Annotated in this window: 19 protein-coding genes and 1 rRNA gene; 14 read left to right on the top strand and 6 right to left on the bottom strand. The window is 70.4% G+C overall.

Annotation, left to right across the window (positions count from 1 at the left end):
• Positions 1-225 precede the first annotated feature (225 nt).
• The 4 genes from rrf (at position 226) to ACIPJ2_RS07715 (ending at position 5,875) form a co-directional block, all read left to right on the top strand.
• A 5S ribosomal RNA gene (rrf, locus tag ACIPJ2_RS07700) occupies positions 226-342 on the top strand.
• A 140-nt stretch (positions 343-482) separates the two neighbouring features.
• A complete protein-coding gene (locus ACIPJ2_RS07705) occupies positions 483-1,613 on the top strand; it encodes an ROK family protein (protein WP_402728326.1) in 1,131 nt (376 codons plus the stop codon).
• A gap of 78 nt (positions 1,614-1,691) precedes the next feature.
• Positions 1,692-3,713: a beta-galactosidase gene (locus ACIPJ2_RS07710; RefSeq protein WP_402728327.1), complete on the top strand. Its 2,022-nt coding sequence runs from the start codon at positions 1,692-1,694 to the stop codon at positions 3,711-3,713.
• On the top strand, positions 3,710-5,875 hold the full coding sequence (locus ACIPJ2_RS07715) for an alpha-galactosidase (RefSeq protein WP_402728328.1): 2,166 nt from the start codon (positions 3,710-3,712) through the stop codon (positions 5,873-5,875). Before ACIPJ2_RS07710 ends, ACIPJ2_RS07715 begins: the two co-directional genes overlap by 4 nt.
• Positions 5,876-5,893: 18 nt before the next feature.
• On the opposite strand, the gene ACIPJ2_RS07720 is transcribed toward ACIPJ2_RS07715, so the two are convergent.
• Positions 5,894-8,422 (bottom strand): glycosyl hydrolase 2 galactose-binding domain-containing protein, encoded by a 2,529-nt coding sequence (locus ACIPJ2_RS07720; protein ID WP_402728329.1) that lies wholly within the window; start codon positions 8,420-8,422, stop codon positions 5,894-5,896.
• Positions 8,423-8,541: 119 nt separating this feature from the next.
• Here ACIPJ2_RS07720 and ACIPJ2_RS07725 point away from each other — a divergent pair, with 119 nt between their 5' ends.
• The 6 genes from ACIPJ2_RS07725 to ACIPJ2_RS07750 are packed head-to-tail and all read left to right on the top strand — an operon-like array spanning position 8,542 to position 16,081.
• Entirely contained in the window at positions 8,542-10,224 is a 1,683-nt protein-coding gene (locus tag ACIPJ2_RS07725; RefSeq protein ID WP_402728330.1) for an ABC transporter substrate-binding protein, read from the top strand.
• 34 nt (positions 10,225-10,258) lie between these two features.
• Positions 10,259-11,248 carry an ABC transporter permease gene (locus ACIPJ2_RS07730; RefSeq protein ID WP_281267515.1) on the top strand — a complete coding sequence of 330 codons (990 nt, stop codon included), beginning with the start codon at positions 10,259-10,261 and terminating at the stop codon, positions 11,246-11,248.
• Positions 11,249-11,260: 12 nt separating this feature from the next.
• The gene (locus tag ACIPJ2_RS07735) at positions 11,261-12,253 is read left to right on the top strand and encodes an ABC transporter permease (RefSeq protein WP_402728331.1); all 993 of its coding nucleotides are present in this window, start codon (positions 11,261-11,263) and stop codon (positions 12,251-12,253) included.
• Positions 12,250-13,098 (top strand): ABC transporter ATP-binding protein, encoded by an 849-nt coding sequence (locus tag ACIPJ2_RS07740; RefSeq protein ID WP_402728332.1) that lies wholly within the window; start codon positions 12,250-12,252, stop codon positions 13,096-13,098. Before ACIPJ2_RS07735 ends, ACIPJ2_RS07740 begins: the two co-directional genes overlap by 4 nt.
• Positions 13,095-13,988, top strand: a complete 894-nt coding sequence (locus ACIPJ2_RS07745; protein WP_281267518.1) for an ABC transporter ATP-binding protein — start codon at positions 13,095-13,097, stop codon at positions 13,986-13,988. Before ACIPJ2_RS07740 ends, ACIPJ2_RS07745 begins: the two co-directional genes overlap by 4 nt.
• A complete protein-coding gene (locus ACIPJ2_RS07750) occupies positions 13,949-16,081 on the top strand; it encodes a glycoside hydrolase family 36 protein (RefSeq protein ID WP_402728333.1) in 2,133 nt (710 codons plus the stop codon). The genes ACIPJ2_RS07745 and ACIPJ2_RS07750 overlap by 40 nt, the downstream gene beginning before the upstream one ends.
• 103 nt (positions 16,082-16,184) lie before the next feature.
• Here the strand turns inward: ACIPJ2_RS07750 and ACIPJ2_RS07755 are convergent, their stop codons facing one another.
• Genes ACIPJ2_RS07755 through ACIPJ2_RS07775 form a run of 5 tightly spaced genes read right to left on the bottom strand, consistent with a single transcriptional unit; the run spans position 16,185 to position 22,119 of the window.
• A complete protein-coding gene (locus tag ACIPJ2_RS07755) occupies positions 16,185-18,602 on the bottom strand; it encodes an ABC transporter (protein WP_402728334.1) in 2,418 nt (805 codons plus the stop codon).
• Positions 18,603-18,639: 37 nt separating this feature from the next.
• On the bottom strand, positions 18,640-19,263 hold the full coding sequence (locus ACIPJ2_RS07760) for a response regulator (RefSeq protein WP_402728335.1): 624 nt from the start codon (positions 19,261-19,263) through the stop codon (positions 18,640-18,642).
• Complete coding sequence (locus tag ACIPJ2_RS07765; RefSeq protein ID WP_402728336.1) at positions 19,260-20,474, bottom strand: sensor histidine kinase; 1,215 nt, start codon at positions 20,472-20,474, stop codon at positions 19,260-19,262. Before ACIPJ2_RS07765 ends, ACIPJ2_RS07760 begins: the two co-directional genes overlap by 4 nt.
• Positions 20,475-20,503: 29 nt before the next feature.
• Positions 20,504-21,286, bottom strand: a complete 783-nt coding sequence (locus ACIPJ2_RS07770) for an ABC transporter permease (RefSeq protein ID WP_402728337.1) — start codon at positions 21,284-21,286, stop codon at positions 20,504-20,506.
• Positions 21,283-22,119 carry an ABC transporter ATP-binding protein gene (locus ACIPJ2_RS07775; protein ID WP_402728338.1) on the bottom strand — a complete coding sequence of 279 codons (837 nt, stop codon included), beginning with the start codon at positions 22,117-22,119 and terminating at the stop codon, positions 21,283-21,285. Before ACIPJ2_RS07775 ends, ACIPJ2_RS07770 begins: the two co-directional genes overlap by 4 nt.
• Before the next feature lie 149 nt (positions 22,120-22,268).
• Here ACIPJ2_RS07775 and ACIPJ2_RS07780 point away from each other — a divergent pair, with 149 nt between their 5' ends.
• From ACIPJ2_RS07780 to ACIPJ2_RS07795, 4 genes are read left to right on the top strand one after another with little or no spacing between them, the layout of a single operon-like run.
• Positions 22,269-22,544, top strand: a complete 276-nt coding sequence (locus ACIPJ2_RS07780; RefSeq protein WP_402728339.1) for a hypothetical protein — start codon at positions 22,269-22,271, stop codon at positions 22,542-22,544.
• Positions 22,541-24,298 (top strand): alpha/beta hydrolase, encoded by a 1,758-nt coding sequence (locus tag ACIPJ2_RS07785; protein ID WP_402728340.1) that lies wholly within the window; start codon positions 22,541-22,543, stop codon positions 24,296-24,298. Before ACIPJ2_RS07780 ends, ACIPJ2_RS07785 begins: the two co-directional genes overlap by 4 nt.
• 5 nt (positions 24,299-24,303) lie before the next feature.
• Positions 24,304-24,795, top strand: a complete 492-nt coding sequence (locus ACIPJ2_RS07790; protein ID WP_402728341.1) for a hypothetical protein — start codon at positions 24,304-24,306, stop codon at positions 24,793-24,795.
• Positions 24,796-24,818: 23 nt separating this feature from the next.
• A complete protein-coding gene (locus ACIPJ2_RS07795; protein WP_402728342.1) occupies positions 24,819-25,268 on the top strand; it encodes a hypothetical protein in 450 nt (149 codons plus the stop codon).
• Positions 25,269-25,283: the final 15 nt, after the last annotated feature.

Here is a 25,283-nt window from a genome sequence, read left to right on the forward strand (position 1 = left end):
AGCAGACTACTGGGTTGATAGGCCGGATGTGGAAGCGGGGACTAACGACCCGTGGAGCTGACCGGTACTAATAAGCCGAAGACTTGACAACACAATTATTTCCCAACACTTCGGTGTTGGGGCTCGCGTCCACTTTGTGGTTCCCGACAGACGATCGGGAATCAATTGAATACTTCAGCAACGGCTTGAAGGAACATGTTGAGACCAGATCATGGTCGACAGTGTTCCGGTGGTCATAGCGAGAGGGAAACGCCCGGTCACATTCCGAACCCGGAAGCTAAGCCTCTCAGCGCCGATGGTACTGCAAGGGGGACCTTGTGGGAGAGTAGGACGCCGCCGGACTTCTTTTGCAACACCAGGGAACCCCTGACCAGTACTGGTCAGGGGTTTTCTGCATTCTACGACCGCTCCAGTGCCGTTCCCGGTCGTCGTCGCGAGAGCAGTGGCAATAGGATCAGCCAGGGTCGGCCGACGGAGGAACGATGACGCACACCTGGCCGGCGCTGCCGGATGGCTCCCGCCTGGCGCTGCGGGAGATCCTCATCCACGGGGTGCTGTCCCGTGCCGAGATCGCGCGGTCGCTCGGGCTCTCCAGGGCGAGTCTGACCCGGGCCATGCGGCTGCTGGTCGCACACGGCATGGTCGTCGAGGTCGGGACCGATGTCCGTGGTGCGACCGGTCGTCCGTCCGAGCTCCTCCAGGTGAGCTCGGGGGCGTGGGAGTTCCTCGGGGTGAAGCTCACGAAGGACCGCCTGTACGCGGCGGTGACCGACCTCGGTGGACGGATCCTCGCGCTCCACGAAGAGGTCATGTCGTCCACGGTGCCGGAGGACGTCGCCGCGCAGATCACCGCCGTCACGGCGCAGCTCCGGCAGTCGAACCCGGCCCTCTGTGCGATGGGGGTGTCGCTCCCGGGCGACGTGCTCGTCCGGAGCGGGGAGCCGATCGTCGCCGCGTCGGTGTTCCTCGGATGGGCCGACGTGCCGTTCGCACGGATGGTGTCCGAACGCACGGGCCTCGCGACGTTCACCGCCAACGACGTGCACGCGCTGACCGCGAAGGAGCACTGGTTCGGTGCCGGCGCGGGCAGGGAGTCGATGGCGCTCGTCACCGTGGGTGAGGGTGTCGGTCTCGGGCTCATCACCAACGGCCAGGTGTCGACCGGGCAGAACGGGCGGCTCGGGAGGATCGGGCACCTGCCGGTCCTCGGCGGTGGTCCCGACTGCGGCCTGGGGCACCTCGGCTGTGCGTCGAGCTACCTGCCGAGTCCGGTCATCGTGCGGAACTCCGGACACGTGGGTGCGACGTACGACGAGGTCGTGGAGCTCGCCCGTGACGGGGACGCCCCGGCTCTCGCGGCCTTCGCGGATGCCGGTCGCGCGCTCGGGGTCGTCCTGGCGTCGGTCGTGCACGTCACCGATCCGTCGGCGATCGTGCTCACGGGCGACGGTCTGCCCGTGTACGACATCGCCCGGAGCGCGGTGGACGACGCGTTGCGTGGTGCGCTCGTGCCGAACACCGACGCCCTGACGATCGAGGTCCAGCCGTTCGAGTTCTCCGAGTGGGCGCGCGCGGGTGCGGTGCTCGCGATCCGCGGCCTCCTCCAGGACTGAGGGCGACTTAGTTACACGCGTTGACAAACACCGGGCGAACCGGGAGGCTGGTGCGGTCCCACCATCGAAGGAGATCCCGTGACCGCTCGGACCACCCCTCCCTGGCCCACCGCCGGCCTGTCGTTCGGCGGTGACTACAGCCCGGAGCAGTGGCCGCGCGAGGTCTGGCACGAGGACGTCCGGCTCATGCGCGAGGCCGGGGTGAACCTGGTCACCGTCGGGGTCTTCTCATGGGGGCTGCTCGAGCGGGCGCCGGGGGAGTACACGTGGGAGTGGCTCGACGAGGTCCTGGACCTGCTGCACCGGAACGGCATCGCGGTGGACCTCGCGACGCCGACCGCCGCGGCGCCGAGCTGGCTGGTCGCGGCACACCCGGAGATCCGCGCGGTCGACCGGCAGGGCATCGTCCGGCAGTCCGGCGAACGGCTCGGCTGGTGCCCGGACTCACCGGTGTTCCGCGAGCACGCCACACGGATCGTCGAGGCCGTCGCCGAGCGCTACGGCAGCCACCCCGCCGTGCGGCTCTGGCACGTCAGCAACGAACTGGGCGGCGGCAACGGGCGCTGCACCTGCGCGAACTCCACTGCGGCGTTCCGGGACTGGCTCCGTGCGCACCACGAGTCGATCGACGCCCTCAACGACGCCTGGGGCACGGCGTTCTGGGGACACACGTACACGGACTTCGACGAGGTGTCCCTGCCGCGGGGGCCGCGCGACGGTGCGCCGAACCCGGGGCTGTTCCTCGACGCCGAGCGGTTCTCGTCCGACTCCCTGCTCGCCCACTACCTGCACGAGAAGACCGTCATCGAACGGCATTCCGCCGTCCCCGTCACGACGAACTTCATGGTGGGCGCGGCATCGCAGACCGTCGACTACGCGGCATGGGCCGCACACGTCGCGATCCCCGCGAACGACCACTACACGCTCGTGGACGACCCGCGTCGTGAGCAGGACCTCGCGGCTGCTGCCGACCGGATGCGGGGGATCACCCGGGGGCGTGGCCCGTGGCTCCTCATGGAGCACTCGACCGGCGGCCCGAGTTGGCAGGAGCGGAACCGCGCGAAGGAGCCGAGCGAGCTCGTGCGGAACGCGCTCACCCACGTCGCCCGCGGCTCGGACGGCGCCCTGTTCTTCCAGTGGCGGGCGTCGACGGCCGGTGCGGAGCAGTTCCACTCCGCGATGCTGTCGCACGCCGGCACCCGGACCCGGATCTGGCGCGAGGTCACCGCACTCGGTCGGGCGATGCAGGCACTCGCGCCCGTGCAGGGCAGCGTCGTCGAGCCGGCCAGGGTGGCGATCGTCGTCGACGACCCGTCCGGTTGGGCCGTGCAGTCCGGACTCAAGCCGCACCGGGCACTGTCCTACGCCCGGGAACTCCGCGCATGGCACCGCGCGTTCTTCGACCGCCAGGTGCTGACCGACGTGGTGCCGGTCGACGCGGACCTCGACGGCTACGACGTCGTGGTGCTGCCCACGCTGCTCGTCGTGGACGACGCCACGGCGGCTCGGCTCTCCGCCGTGGTGGACCGGGGCGCGACGCTCGTCGTGACGTACCTGTCCGGTGTCGCCGACGAGCACGCACGCATCCGCACCGGCGGGTACCCGGGCGCGTTCCGCGACGTGCTCGGCGCGTGGAGCGAGGAGTTCACCCCGCTGCAGCGCGGCGAACGCTGGTCGCTGGACGACGGCGAGGTGGTCACCGACTGGGCCGAGGCGGTCCTCGTGACCGCTGCCGACGTCGTCCTCGCGTACACGGACGGGCCGCTCGCCGGCCGCCCGGCGGTCACCCGCCGACACGCGGGCGCCGGCGACGCCTGGTACGTCTCGGCGATGCTGTCGGACGACAGCATCCAACGGCTCGTGGACCGGATCGTGGCGGACCGGGCGATCCCGCGGACCGTCACCGGGCCTCCAGGACTGGAGGCCGTGCGTCGCGTCGGACGCGACGGCTCCGCGTTCCTGTTCCTCCTCAACCACCGTGCGGACCCCGTCACGGTCGTCGCGTCCGGCACGGACCTGGTCGACGGCTCCGTCCACGGACCGGAGACCATCGTGCCGGCTGGACGCGTCCGCGTGCTCCGCGAGGAGCGTGCGGCATGACCGTCGTCGACCGCGGCGCGCGCCCGCTCGGTCCCACCGAGCCGGTGCGGCCGGTCCACGTCCTCCGTGCGGCCGGGGTGTCGCTCGTGGTCGCCGCCGCGGTCGACGGGCTGCCGGAGGTGCTGCACTGGGGCCGTGACGTCGGCCAGATCGCCGACACCGACGCCGACGACGTGGTCATGGCGCTCGGCCGCCCGGTCTCGCCGAGCGCGTTCGACGCACCGTGGCCGCTCACCGTGCTGCCGACGGAGCGGGACGGCTGGGAGGGGCGCCCCGGGGTCGCCGGGCACGTCGACGGCGCGCCGCTCGTGCCACGCTGGCGCGACGCCCGGGTGGCCTCCGACGGGATGGAACTCGTCGTCACGGCGCACTCCGACGTCCTGGCACTCCGGAGCGTGTTCGCGCTCGACGGCGCCGGCGTGCTGCGCGTGCGCCACGCGATCACCGGTCGGAGCGACGTGCCCGTTCATCTCCAGGCGCTCGAGGCGACGCTGCCGGTGGGGGAGCGGGTGGCAGAGGTCCTCGACCTCGGCGGGCGGTGGACCCGCGAGCGCACGCCGCAGCGTCGCGCGCTGACCGCCGGGAGCCATGCACGCGAGAGTCGCCGCGGACGGACGGGCCACGATGCACCGACGCTGCTGGCGCTCGGGACGCCGGGGTTCGACGACGCCGCCGGTGAGGTGTGGGCGGTGCACCTCGCGTGGAGCGCCGACGCCGTCCACCGGATCGACCTGCTCGCCGAGGCCCGGCCGTTGCTCGGGGCGGGAGAACTCCTGCGCGCCGGCGAGGTGGTCCTCGGGCGCGGCGAGACGTTCACCACCCCTGACGCCGTGTTCGTCTGGAGCGACGAGGGGCTCGACGGTGTCTCCGCCCGGTTCCACGACTCGCTCCGCGCACGCCCCGGACACCCGCGACGGCCCAGGCCCGTCGTCCTGAACACCTGGGAAGCCGTGTACTACCGCCAGGAGCTCGCGCCGCTCGTCGCCCTCGCGGAGACCGCCGCGGACATCGGCGTCGAGCGGTTCGTCCTCGACGACGGGTGGTTCCTCGGGCGCCGGTCCGACAGCACCTCGCTCGGCGACTGGCGGGTGGACCCCGCGGTGTGGCCGGACGGGCTCCGGCCGCTCGTCGACCGTGTCCGGGAGCTCGGGATGGAGTTCGGGCTGTGGTTCGAACCCGAGATGGTGAGCCCGGTGTCCGAGCTCGCCGTCGCCCACCCGGAGTGGCTCCTGCAGCGCCCGGACGACGACGTGCGAACCTGGCGCAACCAGTACGTGCTGGACATGGCGAACCCGGACGCCCGGGCGTTCGTGCTCGAAGCGATGTCGGCGGTCATCGGCGAGCACCACGTGGAGTTCGTCAAGTGGGACCAGAACCGGGACGTCGTGCACGCGGTCCACGACGGGCGCGCGGGACTCGATGCGCACACCCGCGGGGTCTACGCGCTGATGGACGAGCTGCGTGCCCGGCACCCGTGGCTCGAGATCGAGTCCTGTGCGAGCGGAGGAGCCCGCGTCGACCTCGGGGTGCTCGAACGGACCGACCGGGTGTGGCCGTCGGACACGAACGACGCCCTCGAACGGCTGCCCGTCCAGCGCTGGACCGAGGTGCTCCTGCCGCTGGAGCTCATCGGGTCGCACGTCGGGCCGGAGGTCTCGCACACCACCGGCCGGCACCTCGACCTGGACTTCCGGATGGCGGTGTCGTTGTTCGGCTCGGCCGGGATCGAGACCGACGTCACCACGCTGACGCCCGTCGAGCTCGACCGGATCCGTGCCTGGACGGCGCTGTACCGGCGGGAGCGCGGGCTGCTGCACACCGGACGGCTCCGGCACCTCGACCTCGGCGACCCCGGTCTCGCGACCACCTCGGTCGTCGCGACCGATCGGTCCCGCGCGCTCGTCCGCGTCGCCAGGACGGCCACCGGGCCGCAGTCGCTCGCGGTGCCGCTCCGGCTGCGCGGGCTCGACCGGACGCGGCGCTACCGGCTCGCCCCGGTCGCGGGCATCGGCGTCCCGCACGGTCTCGACATGGTGCCGCCGCAGTGGATCGAGCGCGGGTTCCTCGAGCTGCCCGGTGCCGTGCTCGAGGACGTGGGCGCGCGCCTGCCGATGCTCGCGCCCGGGACCGCGATCGTGCTGGAGTGCAGTGCGCTCGACTGACGCGTCCGAGCGGCGGCGCTACCCGCGCAGGTCGCCGGCGTGCCGGAGCACGAGCGGTGACCCGAGTGCCACGGTGTCGACACCTGGTGCGCCCGTCACGGTGAACGTCACGGACTCGCCCGGCAGCAACGACACGAGTCCGTCGTCCACGCGGGCGGCAGGGTCGACACGGTCCGGGAAGACCGACACGTCGCGGGCGTAGGAGGTGGCGGTCACGGTCACCCTGGCGCCGTCCTCGGTGGCCGTCGACGAGACGGTCAGGGGCGCAGGCGTGAGCCGCTGGTCGACCACCTCGGCGAAGTCGTGCACCGTGCGGCCGAGCGGACCCGAGACGACGAGGACCTCGGTCGCGGGGTCCTCCGGGACGGCGAGCGACACGGGCAGTGCGACCCGCGCGGCATCGGCGGGCGCAGCGCCGACGTCGAACGACCCCGATGCGAGGACCGAACCGTCGAACCCGACCCGCTCGACCGTCACGGTGTCCTCGACGCGAGCGCCCGACGCGTTCACCAGCACCAGGTCGAGGCCGGACCCGTTCCCGGGTTGCACCGTGAGCAGCACCGGCTGGTAGGCGTGCCGGACGGCGTACCAGACCGGCTTCCTGATCCCCGCGTGGTCGACGAGCGACCACGACACCACCGGCCAGTCGTCGTTCAACTGCCACACGATCGTCCCGGTGTTGTACGGGGTGCGTGACCGGAACCACTCCATGCCGAACCGGATCGCGTGCGCCTGGTTCAGCTGCGCGGACCAGTGCCAGTCCTCGATCGACGCCGGCTTCGGCAGGTGCCCGCGCATGCCGTCGGCGAGCTTCCGGTTGCCCTCGTCCGCCTTCTGGTGCACGAGCATCTCGTGCCCGTCCGGGTCGAGCGGTTCGTCGTGCACCACCGCGGTCAGGGTGGACCACGCCGGTGGCCCCTGGAACCCGAACTCCGCGACGAAGCGCGGGTCCCAGTCCGCGTAGGCGCGGTAGTCCAGCCGGTTCCAGACGTCCCAGATGTGCACGCTGCCGTTCCGCTCGTCGTTCGGCGTCAGGTACTCGTCGAAGGAGAACGGGCTGCCGGGCGTGTACGGCCGCGTCGGGTCGAGCTCCGCCACGATCGCGGGCAGCAGCGACCGGTAGTACCCGTTGCCCCAGGTCCGGCCGACGAGCGACGGCCGCCAGCCCCACTCCGCGTACGCCACGAGGTTCTCGTTGTTGCCGTTCCACACCACCAGCGACGGGTGCGGGGACAGTCGGGTGACGGCCTCGCGAGCCTCGGCCTCGACCTCGTCCGCGAGCCACAGCTCCTCCGCGTACGCGGCACACGCAAACAGGAAGTCCTGCCAGACGAGCACGCCGAGTTCGTCGCACCGGTCGTACAGGTCGGCCGACTCGTACACGCCGCCGCCCCAGACCCGCAGCAGGTTCACGTTCGCCTGGACGGCGTCGTCGATCCGGTCGGCGTAGCGCTCCGGTGTCATCTCGGTCAGGAACGCGTGGTCCGGGATCCAGTTCGCCCCGCGGACCAGCACCGGGCGCCCGTTCACCCGGAGCAGGAAGGGCGCGCCGTCGGCGTCCGCCGCCGTGTCGAGCGTGACCGTGCGGAAGCCGACGCGGCCGGTCCACACCGCGTCGCCGACCTCGACGCGGACGTCGTGGAGCGGCTGGTCGCCCTCGCCGCGCGGCCACCAGACCGCGACGTCCGGCACGACGAGCCGGACGGTGGCCGTCCCGTCCACGACGGGGCGCGAGCCGACGATCCGGACGGGAGGCTCGGCGCCGGATCCGGGGGACGTGGCGGACGCGCGCTGCGGGGCCACGGTGATCCGTGCCTCCAGTCCGGTCGTTCCGGCACCGCCGGTGGACGTGACGGGTGTCCCGCCGATCGCCTGCGAGAAGGCGCCGGTGGAACCGGCGTGCTCGACCTCGACGTGTGCGGTGAGCACCCCGTCGGCGCCGTCCAGGTCGACGAGGGGGCGGACGGACGCGATGCGGACGCCGCTCCAGGACTCGATGCCGATCGACTTCCAGATGCCGCTCGTCGCGACGTCGATGCCCCAGTCCCAGCCGAAGTTCGACGCGTTCTTCCGCAGCGCGTTGTACGGGTGGTGGTTGACGTGCGGGAGCTCGCCGCCGTGCAGCGCGGATTCCCGCTCGGCAGCGGGCACCGGTGCGTCGAACGTGACGACGAGCTCGTTCGTGCCGGGGCGGAGCAGGTGTCCGACGGGGAACCGGTACGAGCGGTGCTGGTTCCTCGTGGTGCCGACGACGATGCCGTTCAGCTCGATGGTGGCCAGGGTGTCGAGTCCGTCGGCGACCAGGTCGTGGCGCTCGGCGTCGGGTGCTGCCCACTCGAACGTGCGGCGGTACCGCCAGACGGTGTCGCCGATCCACTGCGTCGCTGCTTCGTTGTCGCCGTCGAACGGGTGGGGGATCAGGCCGGCGCGCAGCAGGTCCGTGTGTGCGCAGCCGGGGACCGTCGCCGCGATCCTCCCGGTCGGTGCCTCGGCCGGGCCGTGCACCGCCTCGAGGGTCCACGTGCCGTCCAGTGTCGTCCGCTCCATCGCGTCTCCAATGTGCTCGTCGGGCCGCGTCGTCGCTGCCTCTTGACCGACTTAGTTTATGCGTGTAACAATCACGCTCACAACGTGGACCTGCGACGACGCAGACCGAGAGGACAACGATGTTCAACCCAACCCGTTCACGGCTCGCCATCGGCGGAGCCGTTCTCCTCGCAGCCGGCCTCGCGCTGAGCGGCTGCAGCTCCAGCGGCTCCGCCAGCACCGGGGACGCTGCCTCCACCCTGATCGCGTACACCGGCCAGTCCGGCGACTACCAGATCAACTACAACCCGTGGTCGCCCTCCAACATCGGCGGCGTCGGCACGATCTACGAGTCGCTGTTCTTCATCACCAACGTCAACACCAAGGACCCGAAGCCGCTCCTCGGCAAGTCGTACGAGTGGAACGGCGACGGCACGCAGCTGACGATCACGCTCCGCGACGGCGTGCAGTGGAGCGACGGCAAGCCCTTCACGGCGAAGGACGTCGTCTTCACGCTCGACATGCTCAAGAAGCAGAAGGCGCTGAACTCCATCGGCTACGACGGCACCGCGAAGGCCGACGGCGACGACACGGTCGTGGTGTCGTTCGACAAGCCGTCGTTCGTGCTCGGCCCGAACCTGCTCGGCAAGACGTGGATCGTCCCGGAGCACCTGTGGAAGGACATCGACCCGACCACCGACGTCGTCCGCAAGCCCGTCGGCACCGGTCCGTACACGCTCGGCACCTTCAAGGCGCAGGCCTTCACCCTCGAGGCGAACAAGGACTACTGGGGCGGCGCACCGGCCGTGAAGACGATCCGCTACCTGTCGCTCTCCGGCAACACCGCCGGCGCCGACGCCCTGTCGCAGGGCTCCATCGACTGGCAGACCGGTCCGGTGCCGAACATGGACGACATCCCCGGCAAGTACCCGGGCTACGACGGCATCACCATCGGGCAGAACCAGATGGCGCTCCTCACCTGCTCGTCCACCGCGCTCGGCTGCTCCGGCCCGCAGACCGACCCCGCCGTGCGGCACGCCATCGCCGACGCGATCAACCGCAAGCAGCTGAACTCGCTCGCGTTCTCGAACACGGCCAGCGAGATCTCGCCGACCTTCGCGCTCACCACGACGCAGAAGGACACCATCTCGAAGGACGTCTCGCCCGCGGTCATGCCGTCCGGCGCCGACACGGCCGCCGCGGCGTCGACGCTCGAGGGCGCCGGGTACACGAAGGGCGCGGACGGCATCTACGCCAAGGACGGCAAGAAGCTGTCCCTGACCGTCGAGGTCGTCACCGGGTGGACCGACTACATCACCGCGATCGACACGATGACGCAGCAACTCAAGGCAGCGGGCATCGAGCTCAAGGCGCAGCAGTCGTCGTGGAACGAGTGGACCGACAAGAAGACGAAGGGGAACTTCGAGCTCGCGATCGACTCGCTCGGCCAGGGCCCGACCGCGAACCCGTACTACCTGTACAACAACTACTTCTCGACCGCGAACACCGCGAAGGTCGGCGAGGCAGCCCCGATGAACATCGCCAGGTACAGCAACCCCGAGGTCGACGCCGCGCTCACGAAGCTCGCCGCGATCAACCCCGAGGACACCGCGGCGACCCAGCCCGAACTCGACGTCATCCAGCAGCACGTCGTCGAGGACATGCCCTACATCCCCGTGATGACCGGCGGCACGACGAGCGAGTTCCACGCGTCGAAGTTCACCGGGTGGCCCACCAAGTCCGACCTCTACGCCTTCCCGGCCGTCTGGGCGAGCCCGGACAACGCCGAGATCTTCAAGGCGCTCAAGCCGGCGAAGGGCTGACGCCGATGGGATCGCGACCGAGGAGCACTCGACGATGACCTACTTCCTGCGCAAGATCGGCTTCTACGTCGTCGCACTCTGGGCGGCACTGACGCTGAACTTCATCATCCCCAGGCTCCTGCCGGGGAACCCGGTGGACATCCTGCTCGCCAAGCTCCAGCAGCGCGGCGGACAGGTGACCCCGGCGACCCGGCAGGCGTACGAGCTGCTCCTCGGTGGCGATTCCTCGGAACCGATCATCGTTCAGTACGGCCGCTACCTCGGCAACGTGTTCCGCGGTGACCTCGGCGTGTCCGTCAGCTACTTCCCGGCACCCGTCACCGAGGTCATCGCGAGCTCGCTGCCGTGGACCATCGCCCTCGTCGGCATCGCCACGATCCTCGCCGCGGTCATCGGCGTCGGCCTCGGTGCCTTCGTCGGGTGGAAGCCCGGCACCTGGCTCGACTCGTTCGTGCCGGCGACCACGCTGCTCGCCGCCGTGCCGTACTTCTGGCTCGCCCTGATCCTGGTGTACTTCTTCGCCACCGGCATGCACCTGTTCCCGGCGCAGGGCGGCTACGACGTCGTCCTGACCCCTGGTTTCAACCTGGAGTTCATCGGGTCGGCGATCAAGTACGGCGTGCTGCCCGCCGCGACGATCGTGCTCGCGTCCCTCGGCGGCTGGCTGCTCGGGATGCGCAACATGATGGTGTCGACCCTCTCCGAGGACTACATCACCACCGCGCAGGCGAAGGGCCTGTCCGACGGCAAGATCCTGCGGAACTACGCCGCCAGGAACGCCGTGCTGCCCTCCGTCGCCGGGTTCGCGATCTCCCTCGGGTTCATCGTCTCCGGGTCGGTCGTCACCGAGCAGGTGTTCTCGTACCCGGGCATCGGATCGAAGCTCCTCTCCGCCGTGACGAACAACGACTACGCGCTCATGCAGGGGATCTTCCTGTTCATCACCCTGGCGGTCCTCGGCGCGAACCTCGTCGTCGACCTGCTGTACGGGATCATCGACCCCCGCACGCGGGCACGGAGCTAGGGAGGAGACGACATGACCAACATCCAGGAAGAGACCGAACCGACCATCGGGGCGCTCGCCGAGGAAGCGGACACCACCACGTCGATCGCCACCCGGCGGCAGGCCAAGGGCGGCATCCGTCGGTTCCTCCCCGCGCTCACGCCGTGGCTCGTCACCGGCATCGTCCTCGTCGCCGGCGTCACGCTGTTCGGCGTCATCGGGCCGCTGCTCGTCGGCGACCCGACCACCATCCGCGACTCGGGGCTGCAGCCGCCGAGCGCCGAGAACATCCTCGGCACCACCCAGACCGGCCAGGACGTCCTCGCCCAGCTCGCCTACGCCACCCGCGGGAGCCTGCAGATCGGGCTGATCGTGGGGCTCCTCGCCACCGTGCTCTCCGCGTTCTTCGGGATCCTCGGCGCGTACCTCGGCGGGATCATGGACGAGGCGTTCTCGCTGTTCTCGAACGTGTTCCTCGTGATCCCCGGTCTGCCGCTCGTCATCGTGATCTCCGGGCTCGTCCCGCGTGAGGCACGCGGGCTCTGGACCATCGCCGTCGTCCTCGCGATCACGTCCTGGGCGGGGTCGGCGCGGGTGCTCCGCGCCCAGACGATGTCGATCCGCAACCGCGACTACGTCTCGGCGGCACGGGTCGCCGGCGAACGGCCGTGGCGGGTGATCGCGGTCGAGATCCTGCCGAACCTGCTGCCCGTGCTGGCGTCGCAGTTCGTGTTCGCGGTCATCGCGGCGATCCTCGGGGAAGCCGGGCTGTCGTTCCTGGGGCTCGGGGCGTCGAACTCCTCGACGCTCGGCACGATGCTCTTCTACGCGCAGAACGGCTTCGCGCTGGCCAACGGTGCCTGGTGGTGGTTCGTGCCGCCCGGGTTGTTGATCGCGCTGCTCGGCATGGGCCTGTCGCTCGTGAACTTCTCGATCGACGAGGTCATCAACCCCCGCCTGGCGAACGTGCGGGCACAGCGCCGCCGGGAACGCGCCCTGCGCCGATTGAAGGGAGCCAAGCGATGACCGCCGTCCTGACCATCGACCACCTCAACGTGGTCTACGAGACCGAACACCCCGTGCACGCCGTGAAGGACGTCTCCCTGACGCTCGCGCCCGGTGAGATCCTGGGACTCGCGGGGGAGTCCGGGTGCGGGAAGACCACGCTCGCCTACGCCATCACCCGGCTGCACCGACCGCCGGCGAAGGTCGCGTCGGGGAGCATCACGTTCCACGACCGGGACGGCACCGACATCGACCTGCTCGGGCTGCCGCACGAACAGCTCCGGGCGGTGCGGTGGTCGAAGCTGTCGATGGTGTTCCAGGGAGCGATGAACGCGCTCAACCCCGTCACGACCATCCGTGCGCAGCTCGACGACGCGCTCGTCGAGCACCGGAAGGGGCTCTCCCGCAAGGAGCGCCGGACCATCGCCGAGGACGCGCTCAGCCGTGTCGGCGTGGACCCGTCGCGAATCACCGCGTACCCGCACGAGCTCTCCGGGGGCATGCGGCAGCGCGTGATGATCGCGATGGCGATGCTGCTCGAGCCGCAGATCATGATCATGGACGAACCGACGACCGCGCTCGACGTGGTCGTCCAGCGGGAGATCCTCCGAGAGATCGTGCGGCTGCGGGACGAGCTCGGCTTCGCCGTGGTGTTCATCACGCACGACCTGCCGCTGCTGCTCGAGATCAGCGACCGGATCGCGATCATGCTCCGCGGTGAGGTCGTCGAGTGCGACCGGGCAGCGGTGATCCAGCACGACCCGCAGCACCCCTACACGAAGCGGCTGCTGCAGTCGTTCCCGAGCCTGTCGGGGGAGCGCGGCGCGTTCATCCGCAGCGGCGTCGATGAGGAGACCCTCGCATGACCAGCGTCACCGTCAGCCACCTCGGCAAGGACTTCCACACCCGCAAGGGCCTGAAGCGCACCACGCTGCGGGCCGTCGACGACGTGTCGTTCGAGCTGCTCCCCGGGCGCACCGTCGCACTCGTCGGGGAGTCCGGGTCGGGGAAGTCCACCATCGCCAGGATGCTCGCCAAGCTCGAGTCCACCACGCGCGGGTCGATCGACGTCCGGCTCGAGGACGGCACGCCCGTCGTCGGCAGCATGTACCGCCGGCACGTGCAGATGGTGTTCCAGGACCCCTTCGCCTCGCTCAACCCCTTCCACTCGATCGAGCACCACATCGCCCGTCCGCTCCAGCTGCACCACCGTGCCCGTGGAGCCGCCGAGACCGCCGACCGGGTCCGTGAACTGCTCGGGCGCGTGAACCTGGACGAGGACTTCGCCACCAGACGCCCGCACGAGCTCTCCGGCGGGCAGCGGCAGCGCGTCGCGATCGCCCGGGCGCTGGCACCGGGGGCGCAGGTGCTCGTCGCCGACGAACCCGTGTCGATGCTGGACGTGTCGATCCGGCTCAGCGTCCTCAACCTGATGGGGCGGCTGCAGCGCGAGGACCACCTCGCCGTGCTGTACATCACGCACGACCTGGCGACCGCGCGGCACTTCTCCGACGAGATCCTGGTGCTCTACCGCGGTCGGGTCGTCGAGCGGGGGCCGTCCGACGCCGTGATCCTCGATCCGCACCACGACTACACGCGGCTCCTCGCCGAGGCCGCCCCCGACCCGGAGCGCGGCGAGCGACGGGTCACGGCGGGTGCGCCGCTCGACCGCTCCACGATCGACAACACCACCTGCTACGACCACACCGTCGGCGCGTGGGTGTCGAGCGAGCCGGCGCCGGTCGGGGCTCGATGAGCGCGGACACCGTCGACTGGGTCACTGCCGGGTTCCGCGCGAGGTTCCGGCTCGCGCCGGACCGTCCCGCCGCCCTCGTCTCGTTCCTGCCGACCGGCGGAGTCCTCGCCGATGGCGGAACCGACCTCAACGACCTCGACGACCCGCAACCCCTCGTCGAGCTGACCACCATCGGCCACGGGCGGTTCCCCGGCGGGTACCGGCACGTGGACACCACGATCGGGGCGCGACTCCGCCCCGTCTCGCACCACGTGCAGGCAGACGGGACCGACCTGTGGTTCCGGATCCTGCAGGAGGACGCGACCACGGGCCTCCAGGTCGAGTCGGTGTTCCGGGCCCGCGACGGCGTCGCGGCATTCCGGACCTGGACCGAGGTCTCCGCGCTCGGCGACCGCGAGCACGTCGTGGACGCGGTGTCCTCGTTCGCGACCGGAGCGTTCCTGACCGACTCGGGTCGCACCGTCGACGACCTGTCGCTGGTGCACGCGGACAACGACTGGGCCGCCGAGAGCCGGTGGCGGACCGACGCCCTGCGGGACATCGGGCTCGCCCGGATCGACCGGGAGGCGCAGCACCACCCGCCCAGGAGCCGCGCCGTCGTGCAGAACCGCGGATCGTGGTCCACGGGCGAAGCGCTCCCGATCGGCGTGCTGCAGGCCGACGGGTACGCGCTCGTCTGGCAGATCGAGCACAACGGGCCGTGGCTGTACGAGCTCGGGGAGACCCGGCGTCACGCGTACGTGCTCCTCAGCGGACCCACCGATCAGGAACACCAGTGGACGGCGACCGTCGCATCGGGACGCCCGTTCGTGTCCGTGCCGGTGTCCGTCGGCATCGCGGCGTCCGTCGACGGCGCGTTCGAGGTGCTCACCGCGCACCGCCGAGCGATCCGGATCGTGCGTGCCGCCGACGAGGCACTGCCGCTCGTGTTCAACGACTACATGAACACGCTCATGGGCGACCCCACCACCGCGAAGCTGCTGCCGCTCATCGACGCAGCGGCCGAAGCCGGCGCCGACCTGTTCTGCATCGACGCCGGCTGGTACGCCGAAGGGCACTGGTGGGACAGCGTCGGGGAGTGGCTGCCGGCAGCGACCCGGTTCCCGGACGGACTCGGAGCCGTCGTCGACCACATCCGGTCGCGCGGCATGCAGGCGGGGCTCTGGCTCGAGCCCGAGGTCATCGGCATCCACTCGCTCCTCGCGACGACCCTGCCCGACAGCGCCTTCGTGCAGCACCACAGCGTCCGCGTCGCCGAACACGGGCGGCACCTGCTCGACCTGCGCTCACCGGACGCCCGGGCGCACCTCGACGAGGTCGTCGATCGGCTCGTCGGGGACCTCGGTGTGACGTTCTTCAAGATGGATGACAACACGATGACCGGGCCGTGGGCGGGCAGCGTCGACGGCGGGCGTGCGCTGCTCGACTGGCTCGACGACGTGCAGGCCCGGTACCCGGCGCTGCTCATCGAGAACTGCGCATCGGGAGCGATGCGCGCCGACTTCGCGATGCTGTCCCGGCTGCACATGCAGTCCACCTCGGACCAGCAGGACCCGGTGCTGTCCGCGTCGATCGCTGCCGCTGCGCCCGCGGCGATGCTCCCCGAGCAGGCCGGGAACTGGGCGTACCCGGCTCCGTCGATGTCACCAGACCGCTTCACGCTGTCGCTCGTCAACGGGGTGCTCGGACGGATGTACCTGTCCGGCCACCTCAACGAGATGTCGCCGTCGCAGCGCGCGGTGGTGTCCGAGGCGATCGCGGCCCAGCGGGCCGTGCTGTCCGTGATCACGACCGCGATGCCCGTCTGGCCGCTCGGGCTGCCCGCGTGGGAGGACACCTGGACCGCGCTCGGGCTCCGCGCGGCGTCCGGCGAGCTGTACCTGTCGGTGTGGTCGTTGCCTGGTGCGCCGGACGCGGTGACGCTGCCGCTCGCCGGGTTCCTCGGGCGGGACGTCGTCGTCGAGTCGCTGTTCCCCGTCGAGGTGGCACCGTGGGTGCCCTCCTGGGATCAGGAAGAGGGGGTCCTCCGTCTCACCAACGGCGGTGCCACCCCGACGGCGCGGGTGTTCCGCATCCGGCCTGCGGCCGGCTGACGGGCGGACGGACGCCGATGGCAGCGGCGTGCGTCGGGGACGGACTGGAGGCTCGTGGCGGGCAGGCACCGAGCCTCCAGTCCGGTGTGGGGTCCCGTGCGGGTCAGGCGCCGAGCTCGGCGCGGAGCCAGCGTGCGGTGCGGCTCTCCGCGGACTGCGCGACCTCCGCCGGGGTGCCGGCAGCGACGACCTTGCCGCCCTCGTCGCCGCCCGACGGGCCCATGTCGATGACGTGGTCGGCCGCGGCGACGACGTTCATCGCGTGTTCGACCACGACGACCGTGTTCCCGGCGTCCACGAGCCGGAGTAGCTGCGTCGTGAGGAGCTCGACGTCCGCGGGGTGCAGCCCGGTGGTCGGTTCGTCGAGCAGGTACAGGGTGTGGCCGGAGCGTGCCCGCTGCAGTTCGGTCGCGAGCTTGATCCGCTGCGCTTCACCGCCCGACAGCTCCGGGGCCGGCTGTCCGAGGCGCAGGTACCCGAGTCCGACCTGTCGGAGGGTCTCCAGCGCGCGAGAGGCCACCGGCAACGACGCGAGGAACGACGCCGCGTCCTCGACGGTCATCCCGAGCACGTCCGCGATCGTCGCGTCGTGCCACCGGACCTCGAGCGTCTCGGCCGTGTACCGCGACCCGTGGCACTCCGGGCACGGGGCCCAGCTCCCCGGCAGGAACAGCAGCTCCACGGACACGGATCCCTCGCCCTGGCACACCTCGCACCGGCCGCCGACGACGTTGAACGAGAACCGGCCGGCGGTCCACCCGCGGGCCTTCGCCTCGTCGGTGCTGGCGAACGCGGCGCGCACCGCGTCGAACAGCCCGGTGTACGTGGCGAGGTTCGACCGGGGCGTCCGGCCGATCGCCTTCTGGTCGACCTCGACGACCCGGTCGATGCCCGGGTGCTCAAGAGCCACCGACGGCAGGACCCCACCGACGAGCGACGACTTGCCCGACCCGGACACCCCCGTGATCGCGGTGAGGACCCCGAGCGGCAGGTCGACGTCGAGCCCGCGGAGGTTGTGCCGCGTGACGTCCCGGAGTTCGAGCGTGCCGGTCGCTGTCCGCGGCTCGCGTTCGACGGGCGGTCGCGGCTGCAGGTAGCGGCGGGTGACGGATTCCTCCACGGAGGCGAGCCCGGGGACCGGCCCGCTGTACAGCACCGTCCCGCCCGACGCCCCGGCACCCGGGCCGACGTCCACGATCCAGTCGGCCTGCCGCACGATGCTCATGTCGTGCTCCACGACGAAGACGCTGTTGCCGCCGGCGCGGAGTCCGTCGAGGACCTCCACGAGCGGTTCGACGTCGGCCGGGTGCAGACCGGCACTCGGCTCGTCGAGGACGTAGACGACGCCGAAGAGTCCCGACCGGAGCTGCGTGGCGATGCGGAGCCGCTGCATCTCGCCGGGGGAGAGCGTCGGTGTCGCGCGGTCGAGCCCGAGGTACCCGAGGCCGAGCCCGGTGAGCACCTCGACCCGGGTCAGCAGGTCCTTCGCGATCGCGACGGCGACCTCGGTGCGCTCACCCGACGAGGCGCGAGAGGTCGCCGGCGCCGCATCCGTGAGCTCCGCGACGGGGCGGAGCACCTCGGCGAGTGCGGTGAGGGGGAGTGCGTGCAGCTCGGCGATCGTCTTGCCGCCGAACGTCACCGCGAGCGCCGCCTGCGTCAGCCCGGTCCCGCCGCACAGCGTGCACGGTCCGGACTCGACGAACTGCAGCACCTTCTTCCGCTGCGTCTCGCTCTGCGAGTCGGCGAGCGTGTGCAGCACGAACTGCCGCGCGCTCCAGAACCGTCCCTTGTAGGGCTTGGCGATCCGGTCGCGCTGCGGGTGCACCTCGACGACGGGCTGCTCCTCGGTGAACAGCAGCCAGTCGCGGTCCTCGCGGGACAGCTCCCGCCACGGCCGGTCGATGTCGTACCCGAGGACCGCCGTCACGTCGCGGAGGTTCTTGCCCTGCCACGCGCCGGGCCACGCGGTGATCGCCCCATCGCGGATGCTCAGCGACGGGTCGTGCACGGCCGAGGCCTCGGTGACCTCGTGCGCGGTGCCCAGCCCGTGGCAGCGGGGGCACGCCCCGGCGACGGTGTTCGGGGAGAAGGAGTCCGACTCGAGCCGCTCGGCCCCGGGAGGATACGTGCCGGCGCGGGAGTACAGCATCCGGGTCGAGTTCGACAGGGTCGTCAGCGTGCCCACCGTCGACCGGGAACTCGGGGCGCCGCGGCGCTGCTGCAGTGCCACCGCCGGCGGGAGGCCCGTGATGGACTCGACGTGCGGCGTCGACCCCTGCGCGATGAGCCGCCGTGCGTACGGGGCGACGGACTCCAGGAAGCGGCGCTGCGCCTCGGCGAAGATCGTCCCGAAGGCCAGCGACGACTTCCCGGAGCCGGAGATCCCGGTGAACGCGACGATCCGGTCGCGGGGCACGTCCACGTCGACGCTCTGGAGGTTGTTCTCGCGGGCACCGCGGACGCGGATCATGCCGTCGATCGCGGTGGACGGGGTGGGTCGTGCGTGCGGGGCGGGCATTCGTTCGACTCTAGACGCGCGCGGCTGACCGCGGCGGTCAGAGGATGCGCAGCTCCATCGCGCGCGTCACCGCTCGGGTGCGGTCGCTCACGCCGAGCTTCTCGAACACGTGGCCGAGGTGCGACTTCACCGTCGTCTCGCTGAGGAACAGCGCGCGACCGATCGCCGGGTTGCTCTGGCCCTGCGCGACGAGCCGGAGCACGTCGAGCTCCCGGGGCGTGAGCGATGGCCCGGTCGGCACGGCGCCGGTCGCCCGGCGGACCAGTGCGGCTGCTGCCGAGGGAGCGAGCGCCGTCTCGCCCCGCGCGGTCGCCCGGACCCCGGCGAGGATCTCGGACTCGGGAGCGGCCTTCAGCAGGTACCCGGTGGCGCCGGCCTCGATCGCGGCAAGGATCTGGTCGTCGGACTCGTACGTCGTGAGGATCAGCACGCGGATCCCGGGCTCCACGGCGAGGATCCGCGCGGTCGCGGCGTCCCCGTCGATCCCCGGCATCCGGAGGTCCATCAGCACGACGTCGGGTCGCTCGGCCAGGACCGTCGACACCGCTGACTCGCCGTCAGCGGCCTGGCCGACCACCTCGACGTCGTCGGCGTCCTGCAGGAGCGCGACCAGCCCTGCGCGGACGACGGGATGGTCGTCCGCCACCACGACGCGGATCACCGGGTCACCGCCGCAGCGGGGTACTGGACAGCCGGGAGGCTCGGTGCGGCCCCGGCGGGCAGGCTCGCGTCGACGACGGTGCCGCGTCCAGGGCCGCTGGTGATCCGGCAGGACCCGCCCGCCAGGGCGAGGCGCTCCCGGAGGCCGCGGAGGCCGTGGCCCGCGGTCGGGTCCGATGCGTCGAAGCCGACCCCGTCGTCGGTGATCCGCAGGACGATCTGCTCCGGCGAGGGGAGCAGTGCGACGTGCACCGACGCGGCGCGAGCATGCGCGCGGACGTTGCCGAGAGCCTCCTGGGCGACCCGGAGCAGCACCACCTGCGCGTCGCGGTCCAGCGCGCAGTCGGGCGCGTCCACCGTGACGGGCGTGCCGGTCTCGCGGGTGTGCCGCTCGCCGAGGCGGTGCAGCGCGCCGCCGAGGCTGTCGCGGGTGACACCGGCCGCACCGGCGGCGATGAGGGTGCGTGATTCCTCGAGTGCTGCGCGGGCGGATTCCTCGAGCACGGTGAGGCGTTCCTCGAGCGCGTCGGTGCGGTCGCTCGCGAGGTCGCTCTGCGCGCGCTCCGTGAGCATCACGATGCCGGCGAGGTTCTGCGCGACGGTGTCGTGGATCTCCCGGGCCAGGCGCTCCCGCTCACTGGCGATGCCCGCGGTGCGGTTCGCCTCGGCGAGGGACGTCTGTGTCGCGCGGAGCTCGTCGAGGAGTCTGCGGCGCTCCTCGGACAGGCCGGCGACGCTCGAGATCCAGACGCCCATGGCGCACGCGCCGACGACGCTGATGCCCTCGATGAGGAGGGTGCTGACGAACGCCCCGGCGCCGCTGGAGACCTGCAGGCCGATGCCGCTCGCGACGCCGATCGCGATCGAGAGGAGGACGGCGCTCCTGATGCGTTCGGACTGGACCCACACGAGCGGGAACAGGATGCACTGGACGAACGCGGTGCTCGGGGCGACGGCGGGCAGGACCAGCGCGGCGGCGACGAGCAGGGGGAGGAACGCCGCGGCTGCCCGAGGGTCGTCGTAGCCGCGGTGCCCGAACGCGGCGTAGGCGACGACCAGGACGGCGATCGCGGTGTACGCGGGCCAGCGGGTGCTCCACGGGGACCAGCCGTAGGCGGTGATGAACGCCGTGAGGGCCATCGTCGCGGCGAAGAAGGCGTGCAGCCACCGGTTCCGCACCCAGGACTCACCGGTCATGCGCGTTGTGCCCATGGTCCGAGCATCCCACTTCGGGGTCGGCATCACGCGTCCTTGCGGTTCCAGCGGAACGTCAGCGCGCAGGCCACCGTGCCGAGGACCAGCCATGCGACCAGGACGAGGGTTCCGAGGCCGAGCTGCCAGGAGCTTCCCGGCTCGGCGGACGCGAACGCGTCCGGCAGGAAGACCGAGCGCATCCCGCTCGCCATCCAGCGGAGGGGGAAGACCGACGCGACGTTCTGCAGCCAGCCGGGGAGCTGCGTGAAGGGGAGGTAGACGCCGGAGATGAACTGCAGGACCAGGACCACGGGGACGATCGTCGCGGTGGCGCGGCGGCCCTCGCGGGGGAGTGCGGAGATCGCGATGCCGAGGACGCAGCTCGTCGCGATGCCGAGGAGCATGATGCCCGCGAAGCGAGCCCACTGCTCTGGGGCTGTCGGCAGGTCCACGCCGAAGACGATGCTCGCGATGCCGATCAGCAATGCCGTCTGGATGATCGTCGTGACGAGGACCATGCCGATCTTGCCGATGAAGTAGCTCAGCACCGGGAGTGGCGTGCCGCCGAGGCGCTTCAGGGTGCCGTCGCTGCGTTCCGTGGCGATGTCGACGCCGAGGGACTGGGTGCCGGAGAGGAGGAAGCCCGTCGCCACCAGGCCCGGGAGGTAGTAGGTGGCGTAGTCGACGCTGGCGCTTCCTGCCCTGATGTCCGCGGCGCTGCTGAAGGCGACCGAGAAGAGGGCCAGCATGATGATCGGGAAGAGGAACGTGAAGAACACCGCGTCGGGGGCGCGGAAGTAGGAGCGGATCTCGTAGGTGATGCGGTTCACTTCGACCCCACCATCTCGAGGTAGACGTCCTCGAGGGACGGGCGGATGACTTCGAGGTCGTGCATCGGGTCTGTGCTTGCCCTGATCAGGACGGCGGGGTCGTTCGTGCGTTCGTCGTGCTGTTCGTTGTCGCTCGTCCACCTGACTCGGGGGGTGCGTGCCTCCGCGCCGCCCAGCTCGTCGATCGGGGCGATGTCGAGGAGCCTGCCGTCGGCGATGACGGCCGCCCGGTCGGCCAGGTGTGCGGCCTCGTCGAGGTAGTGCGTCGTCAGGAGGATCGTCGTGCCCTCGCCTTGGACCTGCCGGAGGAGGCCCCAGAACTGGCGGCGAGCCTCTGGGTCGAAGCCGGTCGTCGGTTCGTCGAGGAAGAGGACCTCCGGGCGGCCGATGATGCCGAGGGCGACGTCGACGCGGCGGCGTTGGCCGCCGGAGAGCCTCGCGATGCGGGTGTTGCGCTGTTCCGCGAGCCCTGTGGCGTGCAGGGTCTCTTCGACGTCCCGCCGCCTCGGGTAGAGCGTTGCGAAGTGGCGCAGTTGCTCGGCCACGGTGACGTTCGGGGATTCCGCGCTGGACTGCAGGACGATGCCGATCCGGGCGTTGTGGCTGCGGCTCGTGCGGGCGGGGTCGTGGCCGAGGACCGTGACCGTGCCGTCCGTGCGCGATCGGTAGCCCTCGAGGATCTCGACCGTGGTGGACTTGCCGGCGCCGTTGGGGCCGAGGAGGGCGAAGGTCTCGCCGGCTTCGATGGTGAACGAGACGTCGTCGACGGCGAGCTTGCCGGTGGGGTAGCGCTTCGTGAGGTGGTGGACCTCGATGGCGGGGGTGGCGGGCATGAGACCAGCGTGGCGCGGCCGGGCCGCCGGCGGATCGGCGGACGGGGCGTGGGTGCATCCTCCGATCGGAGGATGGACGCGACGCTCCGCTCGACTTCTGATATGTTGCCGGTGGGGAAGTTGCAGCAAGGAACACGAGGGGGAACACCGTGCCGGAACTCAAGGTCTCGTACGACGTGCTCGACAAGGTCTCGACGCAGATGACCTCGGCGGCCGGAGACTTCGCGGATGATCCGCTCGGCAGCGGCTCGGGTGCGTTCGGCGCGGCAGACGTCGAGCAGGCGTTCGCCGTCGTCCGTACGATGCAGCAGCAGATGTCCGTGTGGCTGAGCGACACGGCGAACACGCTGTCGCAGTACGCGCACGACACGAAGTCGCTCTTCCAGGACGCCGACAGGGACCTCGCAGCGAAGGCCCACAAGTGACCACCGACCCGCTCAGTGGCGATCCGAACTCGATCAAGCGACTCGCTCAGCAGCTCACGAACCGCTCCCGATCGATCGAGGCCGGCGCGCGGAAGGCCACGCGCGCATCCAACACGGCGGACGGCTGGTCCGGAGAATCGAAGCAGCGCTTCACAGCCACAGCCGCAACGCTTCCCGACGCCGCCACGAGGATTCGCGGACGGGTCGATGCTGCTGCAACCGTCCTGAACACGTACGCCGACCAGGTCAGGCAGATCCAGGACGAAGCGCAGCGCATCCAGACCGCGCAGAAGAACAACGCCGAGGACATCGCGCACAACGCTTCCTCGGTCAAGAAGGCGTCGAAGGCGGCGCGTGCGGACGACGCCTCGGATTCCGATCGGGCCGCGCTCCGTCGACTCGAGAGCAGCGGCGACGACCTGTCGTCGACCCAAGCCCGACTCTCCGCGCAGTGGACGGAGCTCGTTGCACGTCGGCAGTCGGCCGACCGGACCGCAGCCTCCGGGTTGAGCGGCGAAACCGTCATCGGGAACACGGTCTCTTACGCGGCATCGATGCCCGGGATGTCCGACAAGGACTTCTTGGCCGCGCTCACCACCATGGCTCCGGAACAGCTCGCCGCGCTGCACAAGCAGATTGAATCGCGCCTCGCCACCATGGCACCCGACGTCGTCCAGGAGTGGTGGAACAGCATGGGCGGACGCGGGACGGCAGGCAAGCACTCCGCAGCGCAGGACGCGCTCATCACGGCGTTGCCTGCCACGATAGGGAACCTCAACGGGGTGGCGTACTGGGCGCGGGATCAGGCGAACCGGATCAGTGCACAACGTGCCTACTCCGGAGCAGCCGCAGATCTCGCCGATGGGAAAAAGGTCCTGGCCGGCGCGATCGGGCGAAGCGCCACAGCCGCGGCCGAACGGGAGGTTCAAGCCGCGCAGAAACGGTTGGACGCTCTCAAGAACTTTCTCGCGGGTGCGCGTACGCCGCTCGCAACTGGTGTCGACCTTCCGCGGCAAGTGGTGAGCTTCAGTGCTGGCCCGCCGCCGCTCGGGGCCGTGTCGGTCGGCGACCTCGACACGGCGGACAACGTGAGCTACCTGATCCCAGGCATGGGGACCTCGTTGCAGGACACCACCATCCTGATGCGCGCCGGCTCGAACGTGATCGCCGCGCAGCGCCAGATGGCGGGTGGCGACAACACTGCGCTTGTGTCATGGATCGGGTACGACGCCCCACCGGACTTCACCAAGACCGGGGACCCGAGCGTGTTCCTGAACTCCGATGCAGCGTCGGGCGCTCAGAAGCTGGCGAACGATCTGGAGGGGCTGCGCCACACTCGCCCGGACGTGACACTCAACGTCATCGCGCACTCCTACGGTTCCACGACCGCTTCACTCGCTCTGCACGAGGCCGCAGATCTCGGTGTGAACAGCTTCGTGACGCTCGGATCCGCAGGCATCCCGCGTCAGGTCCCAGACGCAGCGGCAACGCATGCAGCGCACATGTACGCGGCCCAGGCGGACGAGCGGTGGAACGTGGCTGAGATCGGCCGCAAGATGAGCTACCCAGAGCGAGCGGATCCGAACGAAGGATTCGGTGCAACCAGCATCGACGCGGGATCCGTCGACGGATCACCACGAGTAAACGTGCATGACATGTTCGTCAATCCGTCGGCGGATCCGGGCGGGGATCATGGGTACCTCGACGCGGACACGAACAGCCTGCTCGAGACCGCGAAGGCGACGCTACGGTGAGAGAGATGAAGCGCAACGGGACGTTGCTCGGGAAGAGCGCCTTGTGCGCGTTCGTCGTCGCGGCCGTAGTCACTGGATGCTCAACAACGGGAGGCCGCGAACCGATGACGGCGAAAGAGTCTCGGTCCCAAGCAGAATCTGAGTTCAAAAAAGTCGTCGCACTTGCGCCGGGCACATGGCCGGACGGGGTGCCGACTCCTGTGCCGAACGATTGCACCGTCGATGGCGGGAAGGGTGTGCAGTTCACGTACTTCGTCGAAGCCGACGCCCCCGAAGATCCGAAGCGGCTCGCGAATGACGCGAAAAAACACTGGACTGACCAGGGCTACGAACTGACGGAGACCGAGAAACACATCGACGAAGCGACCGGGGCGATCTACGCGGTCGTCGCAAAAGCCGATGGCAAGCCGAGTGCTTCGATGAGCGCGAGCAAGATCCGCGCACATGTGTACGTGAACTCGATCTGTGTGCCGGGAGACCCAGACGAGTACCGGTGAACGGCCGAGCGGGGAGAGGCGCCGTGGTGATCGCCGTTGGAGCCGTGACTGCGGGCGTTTTGGCGGGGTGCGCCGAGGGCAGCGGGAGGATGCCAACTGCTGGCCAAGCTCAGCGCTCAGCGCTGCAGTTGTTGCGGGAGACTGAGCAGCAGATCGACCTCGACTGGCCGGACATGCCGTCGCCGAGCGCCGAGGCGTGCAAGGGCGGGGTGCGATTCGGGTACTACGTGCCGGTCAAGTCCCAGACCAACGCCAAGGCGCTTGCCAAGAAGCTGCAACGCTTCTGGAAATCGAAGGGTCTCGATGTCTCGCCGTCGGAGACGGACTTCGGGGGGAACGACGGAATCCTGTATTCGGCAACCGCAGAGAAGAGCGGAGCAGCGGGTGCGGCGTACCAGCTCAGCGATGCTGCAGTCGTGATCCGAATCACATCGCCTTGTGCGGAGGGCTCAGCGGATGATTACGAGGAGTGAGCCTCGCCCTGTGCC

The sequence above is a fragment of the Curtobacterium sp. NPDC090217 genome (assembly GCF_044746705.1).
In the GTDB taxonomy this organism is placed as follows: Bacteria; Actinomycetota; Actinomycetes; order Actinomycetales; family Microbacteriaceae; genus Curtobacterium.